Here is an 11717-nt window from a genome sequence, read left to right on the forward strand (position 1 = left end):
GGGGCCGTTGTTCCGACCGCACAGATCAAAAAGTTCCGACGAGCTCGGGGTGAAAGAGAGGGGTCGCCGAACCGGTGTGGGTTTACCGTCGGCGTGCTTGGTGGCTGTATGGAGTGGGTCAGTCTCTTTTCGGGCGGGAAAGACTCGGCGTGGGCGCTCTACCGGGCACAGCAGCAGGGCCTGAACGTCGGGCGCCTGCTGACGGTCCACCCCGAGGGCGACTCCTACATGTATCACACACCGGCGACACATCTGGCGTCGCTGGCCGCCGAGAGCATCGGCCTTCCCCTGCTCTCGGTCGAGCCAGCGGATTTCGGCGCCGACGACGCCGTCGATTCGGCCGCACAGGGCGACGCCGAGATCGAGCCCCTGGAGGCGGCGCTCTCGGAACTCGCCGCCGACCCGTCGGTCGACCTCGCGGGCGTCACCGCCGGCGCCGTCGAGAGCGACTTCCAGACCTCGCGCATCGAGGCGCTCTGTGACCGGCTGGGTATCGGTCTCTTTGCGCCGCTCTGGCAACGGGATCCCGTGACGGTGGCCCAAGCGATGCTCGAGGCGGGGTTCGAGATCCGCATCATCCAGGTCGCAGCCGCAGGGCTCGACGAATCGTGGCTCGGCCGCACCCTCGACAGGGAGGCACTCGCAGAACTCACGGAGTTGCACGAGCGCTATGGAGTCCACGTCCTCGGGGAGGGTGGCGAGTTCGAAACGTTCGTGGTCGACGGGCCGCACATGAGCCAGCGCATCGACCTCACGTACGACACCGAGTGGGACGGGAGCCGCGGCCGGATCCACGTCGAGGAGGCGTGGCTAACCGGCGATGAGGAACACGAGAGCCCGTAAGGAACTACGTTCGGCTATCGTCGTCCGAAATCTCGGAGTGGGCGCCGACGAGCGCCCCGGCGAGGTCCAGCCCTTGGACGTAGCTCGATTCATCGACGATGGACTCCCGGAGCTCGGAGTCGACGACGGTGGCGTCGTCGAAAACCACGGTCCGGTCGAGCGCGCTGTCCTCGACTGTCGCGCCCGACATCACGTGGACGTTCTCGCCGAGATCTGTATTCTCGACCGTCGCGCCGTCGGCGACGAGGTTCTCACCGTCGAGTTTCCAGGCCACGGCTTCGAGATAGCTCGCGGGCGTACCGATGTCGAACCACGCGCCGTCGAAGGTGAACGCGTGGACGGCCTCGCGGTGCTGGAGCCACTGGACGAACCAGCCCGGCTCGTCCGGGTTGTTCTCGCCGTCGAGATACGTCTCGAACTCCGGCAGCGTCTCTCGGGGGAACGCGTAGCAGGCGATGGAGACCAGCGTGGTCTTCGGTTCCTCGGGCTTCTCCTGGAAATCCACGATGCGGTCGTCTTCCAGGTCGACGAGCCCGTAGGATTTCGCGCGCTCCTTGGACTCCACGTCGTAGGCGGCGATGCAGGGTGTCCCCTTCTCCCGGAAGAAATCGCCGAACTCCGCGAGGTCGAAGGAGATGAGGTTGTCGCCCGCGACCACGACCAGGTCGTCGTCCAGGTTCTCTCGGTCGATCAGTTGTGCGAGCGCGCCGACGACGCCGAACTTCTCGTCTTCGTCGACGGTCTCCTCGACGGAGACGACGGGCTTTTCGAACCCGCTGTCGTCGAGATACGCGTCGAAATCGTCGGCAAAGCGCTCGTTCGTCGAGACGTACACCTCCTCCATTCGCTCGTCTTCCTCCAGGTCCGCGAACACGTCGTCGATGACCGTCCCCTCACCGACGGGGAGGAACATTTTCGGCCGGTTGCGGGTGATTGGCCAGAGCCGCGTCGCGTAGCCGCCGGCGAGAACGATTGCCTTCATGCCATTGACCTTGACGGGTACCGGTATACGCTTTTTCCATCACTGCCGGAGCGTGAGATCGGGTCCGAGGGATGCGAGGCCGAGGCTGACCCGAAGCCGGCAGGAGCCGGGTCGACAGAAAGCGGTTTGGCGTCCGGCCTGCAAGCAGGGGTATGGAGGAAGCGACGACCCGCGAGCGGCTCGCCGACGCTCTCCGGGAGAAACCGGCGACCCCCCGACAGCTCTCCGAACAGCTCGGTGTGTCCACGAACGCCGTCTACGAACACGCCACGCACGTCGCCCAGAGCCTCGAGAACGAGGACGAGCAGTTTCTCGTCGCACCCCCGGAGTGCCGCGACTGCGAGTTCGACGGGTTCGACGACCCGCTGAACTACCCATCGCGCTGTCCGGAGTGTAAGTGCGAACGTATCGCGGAGCCGCAGTTCGTCATCGAGACGGCGGAGTAAGGCCGCTCGGGACGATGCCCACCTGCGGTCCCACTGGACAGCAACGCTTTCCCGTCCTGCCCCGGACAACTCGGTATGGTCCATCGGTTGGTCCTGGGCTGTGGCGCCATCGGCGTCGACCTCCTCGAGGCGATGCCACCCGGCGAGGGCCTGACCGTCATCACCGCCGACACTGCCCGGGCCGAGAGCCTTCGCGAGGTGGATATCCCCGCCAGCGAGGGCGACCCGACGACGCCCGGGGCCCACGCCGATGATGTCGACGTCGTCATCGTCGCCGGCGACGAAGCAGAACCGAACCGGCAGGCCGCCGAGGCTGCCCGCGATGCGTTCCCGGACGCGCTACTCGTCGTCTACACGGGGGCTGCGCCCGATTCGGCGACGGCTGCGGCACTGGAGACGGTTGCCGACCGGGTTATCGACCCCGTCGCGGCGCTCGCCAGCCGGGTGCTCGGCTACGCGACCGGCCCCGAGAGTGCGCGGGCCCGCGGGCTTCTCTCGGCACTACGCGGCGCCGAGGAGCCGGTGGCGGTCATTACTCACGACAACCCCGACCCGGACGCGATCGCCAGCGCCGTTGCACTCTGTCGGGTCGCAGAGAGCATCGGCGTCGAGGCCGACCCATGTTACTTCGGCGAGATATCCCATCAGGAGAACCGGGCGCTGGTGAACCTGCTCGACCTCCCACTCGTTCACCTGGAAGACGACGACATCGAGACGTACGGCGGTATCGCACTCGTCGACCACTCCCGGCCGGCCGTCAACGATAGCCTCCCCGAGGAGACCGAGGTCGACATCGTCATCGACCACCATCCGCCGCGAGCTCCCGTCGTCGGCGAGTTCGTCGACCTGCGCAGCGACGTCGGGGCGACGAGCACGCTGCTTACGGAGTATCTCACCCAGTTCGACGTGACAGCTGATCGCCAGACGGCGACGGCGCTGCTCTACGGCATCCAGATCGACACCAAGGAGTTCACTCGCGAGGTCGCCGAGGCGGATTTCGAGGCCGCCGCCGTGTTGATCCCCTCGGTCGACACCGCGACGCTCTCGCGGGTCGAATCGCCGAGCCTCTCGATGGAGACGCTTTCCGTGCTTGCAAACGCCATCGAGCACCGGTCGGTCCGGGGAGGCGCGCTCTCGACCTGCGTGGGCGAGATCCACGAGCGGGACGCGCTCGCGCAGGCGGCCGAACGACTGCTGGATATGGAGGGGATCGACACGACACTCGTCTACGGCTTCATGAACGAGACGATCTACGCCTCGGGGCGCTCCCGTGGCTCGGATATCGACCTCGGAGAGACGCTGCGCAACGCGTTCGGCGACATCGGCGATGCCGGCGGCCACGCGGACATGGCCGGTGCGCAGATTCCGATGGGCGTTCTCGGCGCCGTGGAGCAAGAGCGCACCGGCTCGTTGACGGAGATCGTCTGGGGCGTCGTCGACGACCGGTTTTTCGAAGCGCTCGAGGAGGCCCCCAGTGCGCCCGAGCCGGAGGACGCCCTCCAGTACGACCACGCGCCCGAAGGGACGGCCTCGCTGGCGTTCGCCGACGACCAGCCCCGCAGGGAGAACGGGTCGACAGAGGCGCCCGCGGACGGCGCCGAGGAGGAAGCTGGCACGGGGAACGGCGCTGTGGACGCAACCGAGGACTCCGACGAGCAGCCCGACGCTCCCGCTGACGAACACTAACTCTGATTGTGTAGGCTTTTGCGCCGTCGGCCCGTAGCCACGGTGATGAGCAACAGAGCACGGGTCAAGGAGTATATGACTAATGAGGTGGCGACGGCGTCGGCCGAAGACACTGTCAAGGAGGTGGCCCGACGCATCGTCGAGAGCGACGGCCACAACGGGTTCCCCGTCACCGACGGGCGCCGTGTCGAGGGGTTCGTCTCCGCCCGCGATATCCTGTTGGCCGACGAGGAGGTCCCCATCTTCACCGTCATGGAGGAGGACCTCGTGGTCGCCCATCCGGAGATGGACGTCATCGACGCCGCACGGGTGATTCTTCGGTCGGGCATCCAGAAGCTCCCGGTGGTCGACGACGCCGGCAACCTGGTTGGCATCATCTCCAACACCGATGTGGTGCGTAGCCAGATCGAGCGCGCAACCCCCGAGAAGGTGGGCGACCTGATGGAGACGCTCCAGCATATCCACGACGTGAACGTGCGACAGGAGCGCCGGCAGACCCGACTGGCTGCCCTCGTCCCCACGCAGGACCGCGTCTACGCCGACGAGCTGGAGGGGCGGAGCTACGAACTCGAGCACGGGCTGGCTGAGCCGCTGGTGGTCATCGAGAACACGACCCGGGAGGAGCCGGTTCTCCTGCTGACAGACGGCCACCACCGCGCACTGGCAGCCGACCGACTGGGTATCGAGGAGATGGACGCCTACGTCATCATCGTCGAGGCCGACGAGCCGGTCGAACTTGGGATGGAGCGCACCGCGAAAAACGAAGGGCTCGACAGTATCGACGACGTTGAGGTGGTGGACTACGCGCGCCACCCGCTCATCGAGACGACGAAGCGGCTGCAGTAAGCCCCACAGCGCAAGGAGCTCCGGTCACCCCGTCCAATCACCCGCTGACAGCTTTTTGATTCCAGACGTATGGTGGAACTTACTGGTCACGAGCGCTGCCGAGTTCGTTGCCCGCCTCCGTCAGCCGGAGTACACCGGCGAAAACCGCTGTCTCCCGTGTATCGTGGTGAACACGCTCATCACCGGAGCCATTCCCGTGGCGACGGCTCCGCTGGTGAGACCCGTCGGCTGGCGACGGGATGGTGTTCAGCAATCGAGCCCGGCGTCTCTTGGGGGAGTTCGGCGTGCGCTCGAGCACCGCGTCATCGTCACTGATAGTGATTACTGCGAGTCTGTCCCGCCGTGACCATCCGTGTCGGTGATGGGAGCCCCTGACCCGGCGGCGTTCGACACCGTCGATGAACCTATTCGCCGTAATCACTGTGAGTCGGGCTGTGAGCGATTGAACGAGACAGACCGCGGCTGGGCCTGCTGAGCCGGTGACGGTTCTGGCGAAGGGCTTCGAATCCCAGGACCGCCGATCACGTCCGCTGTCGGCCTCGAAACTGGCTGGTCGCAGTGTCTCCTCGGCGCGGTACGGCTGTTCGTGGAACGTCGGGGGTGGGATCTCGTGGCTCTCTGGGACCTCCTCGGTGAACTCGTCGCGCAACCAGCCGAAGAAGCCAGCCTGGGAGGCCACCTGACAGCCTATCGCTGTCGATTGGTGAGCGGAGGGTTCAAAGCAGGTCGTCGGGGCCGTGTTTCTCGGCCATGCGCTGAGCCTCGATGGCGTACTGCTCGCGGTTCTCCTTGCTGACGCTCCCGAGGTTGCCAGGGTCGGCGTCGATGGCCGCCGTCGTGTCGCGGTGGTCGCCGAAGGAGGTGAGCGCGCGCTCCTTGCGGAGATAGCGCTCGCCGTCCGGGGTGGCGTAGATGAGGATGATGATGTTCTGCTCGTCGTCGGAGTAGGTGCGTTCGACCAGCCAGACACGAACGGTCTCGTCCTCGGCGTCGCTGGAACTGTCCATAGTGGGAGGTTCGTCCGGTGTGGGAAAACGTTTCAGGGCCGCAACAAACGTGTGTCCCGCCAACGGGGAGGGTAATTCACTCTGATACGTGGACGACCTCCGCGTCCGCGAGCTCGCGCAGGCGGTCAGGGTCGACCGCCCACATCGACGTCGGGGTGCCTGCAGCCGCCCAGACCTGGTCGAACGTCAGGAGATCCGGGTCGAGCAGCGTCGGGAGGTCGGTCGCGTGACAGAGCGGCGGGACGCCGCCGATAGCCCAGCCGGTTGCCTCTCGAACCTGCGCAGGGGAGGCCATCGAGACGGCGTCCTCGTCCATGCCGGCCCACGACGCGAGCGCTGCCTCGCTCACCCGGTTGCCGCCGGAGGTGAGACAGAGCACGGGTTCGCCCGCCACCGCGAACACGAGGCTGTTGACGATCTGGGCGACGTCACAGTCGACAGCCTCGGCGGCGTCGGCCGCGGTTGGCGTTCCTTTCTCCGGGAACTCGATCGGATCGATACTCAGCCCGTACCGCTGCTCGGCGGTCTCGACGAACTCTCGGACGCGGGCGTGCATAGTCGGGGAAGACACTGCTGGCTGAAAGCGTTTGCCGAACCCGCACACTGCCGACAGCTTCTTCCCTTGTGGCTTGTTAAGAAGTCGCATGGACTGGTCGGAGGATAACGCGACCGAACAGCGACTGACCGCGCTCGAACACGCCTGTCGGAGCACCGTCGGGGACCGACTACGCAGTGTCACCGTCGACTCTCCGGAGTGGAACGGGACTGTGTATCGACGTTCCGACTTGCAGGCTGGCGTCGACGAGAGCCAGCGGCTCTCGTCTGCCACCCGGAAATCCTCGATTTCTGGTGACGTCGACGACCCCGGCCGCGAAGCGGTGACCGGTGATGGGACGGTGCTGGCTGACGGTGGCCGCGCCGTCGAGGAGTTCGGGGACGGCTACGTCGCCTATTTCCAGCATGGGGAGACGCGCATCGTCGCCACTACGGGTGGGATAAAGATGGATCGTGTGATCGAGCTCTCGGCGGTAGTCCGCGGTGTGTTCTCACAGTAGGGTTCCTGGCTCGTTCGTTTCGATTCGTTGGCCACCTCGCTGGGCCGTGGTTGTGGGTCGCTCCCGGCCAATTCGGAGTTCAGTATCAGATACACACACGTTATCCGGTCGACCAGTATCGTCTATAACCGGAACCAACCCACAACCGTTGTCCCGACAACGAAGGACGGGAGGCAGCCCCAGTGGATTCCCATTTCGGCCTCCACCATCTCACGCGGTGCTGGGCCACTACCGTCCCCACCCCAGATGGGGCGGCTCCCTCGTTGCTGGCGCGGAGCGTTGTGCACAAAAAACTGAATCCGCGGTCAGGCGAACAGCGCCGCCGCGGCCTGCTGTGCGGTCTCGATGACCGGCCCGAAGCCGGGAAGCAGCACCACGGTCCCGACGAGGGCGACGCTGATGGCGAGATAGAGCCCAACCGGCGTCCCGGCGAGGTCGTGGGTGCCCTCCTCGAACCAGAGCGCCTTGACGACTCTGGAGTAGTAGAACAGCGACAGCGCGCTGTTGATCGCGCCGACCGCTGCCAGCCACCAGAAGCCGGCGTCGATGGCGCTGGCAAAGAGGAAGTATTTCGAGAAGAAGCCGCCGAACGGCGGCAGTCCGGCCAGCGAGAAGACGAACGCGCTCATCGCGACCGCCGCGAACGGCTTCTGGGCGCCCAGGCCGCCGTAATCATCGAACGTCCGGCCGACACCCCAGCGCTCCGCCATCGCGATGAAGAGGAACGCGCCGGTGTTCATGAACCCGTACACGAGCAGGTGGGACATCGCTGCGCCCATCACCTGGCCGTTCGTGCCCACGTCCGACGTGAGGGCTGCGAGCCCGATGAGCACGTAGCCCGCGTGCCCGATGGAGGAGTACGCGAGCATCCGCTTGACGTTCTCCTGGGTGGCCGCCGCGAAGTTCCCCAGCGTCATCGTCACGACGGCGAGGATCTGGAACAGCAGCACCCAGTCGATGCCGATGCCCTGTGCGGCGCCGACGGGGAAGCCGACGACGAACACGCGGAAGGCAACGGCGAACCCGGCTGCCTTGGAGGCAGAGGAGAGGAACGCCGAGATCGGAGCCGGCGCGCCCTCGTACGCCTCCGGCGCCCAGAAGTGGAACGGGACGGAGGCGGTCTTGAACGCGAAGCCGCCGGCGATCATCAGCACGCCGACGCCGGCGACGCCGACGCGGCCCGAGAGCCCGCCAGCGAACGCCGTCGCGATATCCGAGAGCAGCAGCGAGCCCGTCGCGCCGTAGACCAGCGAGACCCCGAACACGAAGACGGCCGAGGAGAGCGCGCCGATGAGGAAGTATTTCAGCCCCGCTTCGGTGCTCCCCTCGTCAGATTTCAGGAACGCGACCAGCGCGTACGACGGCAGACTCGCGAGTTCCAGCGCGATGAACGCGGTGGCCAGCGAGTTGGCCGACGCCATCAGGGACATCCCGGTCGCCGCCAGGAGAACGAGCGCGTAGAGCTCTCCCTGCCGGTCGTGGTCGGCGAAGTAGTCGTACGAGGCGAGTGCCACGAGCGCCGTCACGGAGCCGAACAACGCCGTGAAAAACAGCGACATCCCGTCGACGACGATGGCGCCGGCCAGCAGGGTGACGCCCTCCTCTGCCAGCCCGGTGCCAGCGGTGAGGAACCAGCCCGCGAAGCCGACGGCGGCGAGCGAGCCGGCGATGGTGATACCGGCGAGCACGCTGCGGTTCGTCGAGTCGGGCCAGATGCTGTCGGAGGCCAGCACTGCAAGCGCCGTGAGCGCCAGCGCGAACGTCGGGGAGAGCGGCGGTGCCGTCACCATCAGGCACCACCCCCGACGAGCGGAGCGATCGCGTTCAGGATCATGTCGAAGAACAGGTCAGGGATGACCCCCAGGGCGATGATTGCGAGCAGCAGCACCGCCAGCGGCGCCACGTCGTGGAACGGGGCGGCTCCGACCTCGTAGTCGGTGTCGAGGCTGAACGAGCCAAAGAGCGTGCGCTGCATCGCCAGCAGCAGGTAGCCCGCCACGATGACGATGCCGAACATCGCCGCCGCGGTGAACAGCGGCGCGCTCGGAATCACCGTCGAGTGGAACGAGCCGACGAAGATGAAGAACTCCCCGGCGAAGCCGGCCATCAGGGGCAGCCCCATGTAGCCGAACGCGCCGGCGACGAAGATGCCCACCGTCACGGGCATCCGGTCGGCCAGCCCGCTGATGTCGCCTACCATCCGGGTGTGAGTGGTGTTGTAGATGACGCCGACCGTCATGAACATCAGCCCCGAGATGAGGCCGTGAGCCACCATCTGGAAGGTGGCGCCGGCGATACCGAACTCCGTGTAGGCAACGAGCCCGAGCATCACGTAGCCCATCGACGACACGGAGGAGTACGCGACGATGCGCTTGAGGTCCTGCTGGGCCAGTGCCAGGATGGCGCCGTAGATGACCGAAAACGCACCCAGTGCGGCGATGACGAGCGCGAGATCTTTCGCCACCTCCGGTAGCATCGTGAAGTTGAACCGCAGCAGGGCGTACGTCCCCATTTTCAGGAGGACGCCCGCCAGCATCACCGACGCCGGTGTCGGTGCCTCGACGTGTGCGTCAGGCAGCCACGTGTGGAACGGAACCACGGGCACCTTCACCGCAAAGCCGAAGAACATCGCGAGGAACGCCGCCAGCTGGAGCGCGGCCGGAGAGAGCCCCATGAAGGAGGTTACCTCGCCAGCTCGCAGCGCTTCGGAGACGGCCGGCAGCGAGAGCGTGGAGACGCTGTCGCCGAGGCCGCCGAACACCAGCGCGATGAAACCGATGAACATCGCGAGGCTCGCGATGTTCGTGTAGACGAAGAACTTGATGGCGGCGTACTTCCGGCGTGGGCCACCCCAGATGCCGATGAGGAAGTACATCGGCAGCAGCGTCGCCTCCCAGAAGACGAACCAGACGAAGAAGTCGAGCGACGTGAACACGCCCAGGAGGTTCGCCTCCATGAACAGCATCAGTCCGAAGAACTGCGACTGCCGTTCGTCGATGGGCGTCCACGCGCTCACGATGGCGAGCGTGGTCAGGAACGTCGTCAGCACCACCAGCGGCAGGCTGATGCCGTCGACGCCCGTGAGCCACTGCACCTCGTAGCCCGAGAACGTCAGCAGATCGAACTGTGTCTCGAACGCGAGCGTCCCGCCCGTGAGGGCGTTGCCGCTCCCGTCGAACCGACTCCACATCCAGAGCGACCCCACCAGGGGGACGAGACTCAGCGCAGCCCCGACGCGGCCCGCGACCTCGTTCGGGACGAGGAACGTGACCAGCGCGGCGACGAACGCGAAGCCGATGAGCGTCTCGATAATCATTCAGAACCACCCTCCGAGCACAGCGAATCCAACCAGAAGCGCCGTCAGGCCGAGCGTGACCATGGTGGCGTAGTGGGTGACTACGCCGTCCTGAATCCGCTTCAGTCGCGAGCCGGCAAAGAGGCTCACACTGGAGACTCCGTCGACGACGCCGTCGATGATTCCCTGATCGAAGGTGTCCGCAGCCTTCGACAGCGGAAGCACGACGCCCTCAGCGAGCCAGACCTGATACTCGTCCTGGTAGTAGTTGTTGTACAGTACGTCCCTGGCGCTGCCGAGCTTCGCGGTGTGCTCTGCGGGGTCCTCCCCGCTGTAGAGCACGTACGCGAGCCCGGAGCCTGCGAGTGCGAGCCCCAGTGACACCAGCCCGACGAGATACGACGGCAGCTCCGCCGCACTCATGCCGGCGCCGTAGTCGGCGAACAGCACGTGGTGATAGCGGGCACCACTGGTGCCGAGCAGTTCGGGCCAGCCACCGTTCTCCGGACCGTAGAGCCACTGGTGGAGGAAGTCGATGTGTGCCCCCGTCAGCTCCTGCACCGGCACCATGTTGACGAAGCCGATGGTCGTGGCGAGGATGCCAAGCACCACCAGCGGTGCCTTCACGTTCCAGCCGACGCCGTGCGGGTCGCGTGCGGTGTCCGAGCGTGGCTCACCGTGGAAGGTGAGCAGCACCATCCGGAAGGTGTAGAAGCCGGTGAAGAACACGGCGATCAGCCCCATCGCGTAGGCTGCCAGCAGCACGGTGCCCAGCCCACCCGTGGTGCCGAGCCCGTGGATGAGCGCCTCGTAGAGCACCTCGTCCTTCGACCAGAAGCCGGCGAACGGAACGATGCCCGCGAGCGCGAGCGAGCCCGCGAGGAACGTGTAGTAGGTGACGGGCATCTTCTCTTTCAGCCCGCCCATCTCCCACATGTCCTCGTTGTGGTGCATCGCGATGATGACCGAGCCGGCGCCCAGGAACAGGAGCGCCTTGAAGAACGCGTGGGTCATCAGGTGGAACGTGCCGGCGACGTAGCCGCCGGCGCCCAGCCCCAGCATGATGTAGCCGTACTGTGAGATGGTGGAGTACGCGAGCACCTGCTTGATCTCGCGCTTGACCAGTCCCATCGACGCCGCGACGAGGGCGGTGAAGCCGCCGACAAGGGCGATGACCGCGAGCGACGCCGGTGTCAGCGCGTAGAAGCCGTACATCCGCGCGACCAGATACACACCAGCGGCGACCATCGTCGCCGCGTGGATGAGCGCCGAGACCGGCGTGGGGCCCTCCATCGCGTCGGGAAGCCAGGTGTGCAGCGGGAACTGCGCGGATTTCCCGATGACGCCGCCGAGGATGAGCAGCCCGACAACGGTGAACCAGGCCTGCTGGCCCAGTCCGAAGAACGTGTTGACGGACGCCTCGCCCTCGAGGGCGTGGGCGGCGATCATGGGGAAGCTACCGTCACCGGCGAACGTCGCGGTGCCGAATGTGGCGAAGACGGCGACGACGCCGATGAGGAAGAAGTAGTCACCGAAGCGGGTGACCAGGAACGCCTT

At 66.1% G+C, this 11717-nt stretch carries 12 protein-coding genes; 5 read left to right on the top strand and 7 right to left on the bottom strand.

The window, feature by feature from the left end; translation table 11 throughout:
• Positions 1-108: 108 nt before the first annotated feature.
• Positions 109-843, top strand: a complete 735-nt coding sequence (locus tag V5A38_RS04405; RefSeq protein WP_332324535.1) for a diphthine--ammonia ligase — start codon at positions 109-111, stop codon at positions 841-843.
• Positions 844-847: 4 nt separating this feature from the next.
• Here V5A38_RS04405 and V5A38_RS04410 read toward each other — a convergent pair whose 3' ends face one another.
• Positions 848-1825: an NDP-sugar synthase gene (locus V5A38_RS04410; RefSeq protein ID WP_332324536.1), complete on the bottom strand. Its 978-nt coding sequence runs from the start codon at positions 1823-1825 to the stop codon at positions 848-850.
• Between the two features lie 152 nt (positions 1826-1977).
• On the opposite strand from V5A38_RS04410, the gene V5A38_RS04415 reads away from it, so the two are divergent.
• From V5A38_RS04415 to V5A38_RS04425, 3 genes are all read left to right on the top strand, one after another.
• The gene (locus V5A38_RS04415; RefSeq protein ID WP_332324537.1) at positions 1978-2271 is read left to right on the top strand and encodes a transcriptional regulator; all 294 of its coding nucleotides are present in this window, start codon (positions 1978-1980) and stop codon (positions 2269-2271) included.
• A 75-nt stretch (positions 2272-2346) separates the two neighbouring features.
• A complete protein-coding gene (locus tag V5A38_RS04420; protein ID WP_332324538.1) occupies positions 2347-3957 on the top strand; it encodes a DHH family phosphoesterase in 1611 nt (536 codons plus the stop codon).
• A 45-nt stretch (positions 3958-4002) separates the two neighbouring features.
• A complete protein-coding gene (locus V5A38_RS04425; protein WP_332324539.1) occupies positions 4003-4803 on the top strand; it encodes a CBS domain-containing protein in 801 nt (266 codons plus the stop codon).
• Between the two features lie 79 nt (positions 4804-4882).
• Here V5A38_RS04425 and V5A38_RS04430 read toward each other — a convergent pair whose 3' ends face one another.
• From V5A38_RS04430 to V5A38_RS04440, 3 genes are all read right to left on the bottom strand, one after another.
• On the bottom strand, positions 4883-5482 hold the full coding sequence (locus tag V5A38_RS04430; protein WP_332324540.1) for a hypothetical protein: 600 nt from the start codon (positions 5480-5482) through the stop codon (positions 4883-4885).
• A gap of 37 nt (positions 5483-5519) precedes the next feature.
• Positions 5520-5810, bottom strand: a complete 291-nt coding sequence (locus V5A38_RS04435; protein ID WP_332324541.1) for a hypothetical protein — start codon at positions 5808-5810, stop codon at positions 5520-5522.
• 76 nt (positions 5811-5886) lie between these two features.
• Complete coding sequence (locus tag V5A38_RS04440) at positions 5887-6366, bottom strand: YbaK/EbsC family protein (RefSeq protein WP_332324542.1); 480 nt, start codon at positions 6364-6366, stop codon at positions 5887-5889.
• A gap of 88 nt (positions 6367-6454) precedes the next feature.
• Here V5A38_RS04440 and V5A38_RS04445 point away from each other — a divergent pair, with 88 nt between their 5' ends.
• Entirely contained in the window at positions 6455-6865 is a 411-nt protein-coding gene (locus V5A38_RS04445; protein ID WP_332324543.1) for a hypothetical protein, read from the top strand.
• Between the two features lie 305 nt (positions 6866-7170).
• Here the strand turns inward: V5A38_RS04445 and V5A38_RS04450 are convergent, their stop codons facing one another.
• The 3 genes from V5A38_RS04450 to V5A38_RS04460 all read right to left on the bottom strand — a co-directional run.
• Positions 7171-8655, bottom strand: a complete 1485-nt coding sequence (locus V5A38_RS04450; protein WP_332324544.1) for an NADH-quinone oxidoreductase subunit N — start codon at positions 8653-8655, stop codon at positions 7171-7173.
• Entirely contained in the window at positions 8655-10181 is a 1527-nt protein-coding gene (locus V5A38_RS04455) for a NuoM family protein (RefSeq protein ID WP_332324545.1), read from the bottom strand. The genes V5A38_RS04450 and V5A38_RS04455 overlap by 1 nt, the downstream gene beginning before the upstream one ends.
• A partial coding sequence (locus V5A38_RS04460) for an NADH-quinone oxidoreductase subunit L (RefSeq protein ID WP_332324546.1) occupies positions 10182-11717 on the bottom strand: 1536 nt, incomplete at its 5' end.

It is taken from the genome of Halolamina sp., assembly GCF_036626355.1.
In the GTDB taxonomy this organism is placed as follows: domain Archaea; phylum Halobacteriota; class Halobacteria; order Halobacteriales; family Haloferacaceae; genus Halolamina.

What these genes read in the sequence shown, in the direction of transcription:
- V5A38_RS04405 (WP_332324535.1), top strand. Translation starts at nt 109, where the DNA reads ATGGAGTGGGTCAGTCTCTTTTCGGGCGGGAAAGACTCGGCGTGGGCG.
- V5A38_RS04410 (WP_332324536.1), bottom strand. Translation starts at nt 1,825, where the DNA reads ATGAAGGCAATCGTTCTCGCCGGCGGCTACGCGACGCGGCTCTGGCCA.
- V5A38_RS04415 (WP_332324537.1), top strand. Translation starts at nt 1,978, where the DNA reads ATGGAGGAAGCGACGACCCGCGAGCGGCTCGCCGACGCTCTCCGGGAG.
- V5A38_RS04420 (WP_332324538.1), top strand. Translation starts at nt 2,347, where the DNA reads ATGGTCCATCGGTTGGTCCTGGGCTGTGGCGCCATCGGCGTCGACCTC.
- V5A38_RS04425 (WP_332324539.1), top strand. Translation starts at nt 4,003, where the DNA reads ATGAGCAACAGAGCACGGGTCAAGGAGTATATGACTAATGAGGTGGCG.
- V5A38_RS04435 (WP_332324541.1), bottom strand. Translation starts at nt 5,810, where the DNA reads ATGGACAGTTCCAGCGACGCCGAGGACGAGACCGTTCGTGTCTGGCTG.
- V5A38_RS04440 (WP_332324542.1), bottom strand. Translation starts at nt 6,366, where the DNA reads ATGCACGCCCGCGTCCGAGAGTTCGTCGAGACCGCCGAGCAGCGGTAC.
- V5A38_RS04445 (WP_332324543.1), top strand. Translation starts at nt 6,455, where the DNA reads ATGGACTGGTCGGAGGATAACGCGACCGAACAGCGACTGACCGCGCTC.
- V5A38_RS04450 (WP_332324544.1), bottom strand. Translation starts at nt 8,655, where the DNA reads ATGGTGACGGCACCGCCGCTCTCCCCGACGTTCGCGCTGGCGCTCACG.
- V5A38_RS04455 (WP_332324545.1), bottom strand. Translation starts at nt 10,181, where the DNA reads ATGATTATCGAGACGCTCATCGGCTTCGCGTTCGTCGCCGCGCTGGTC.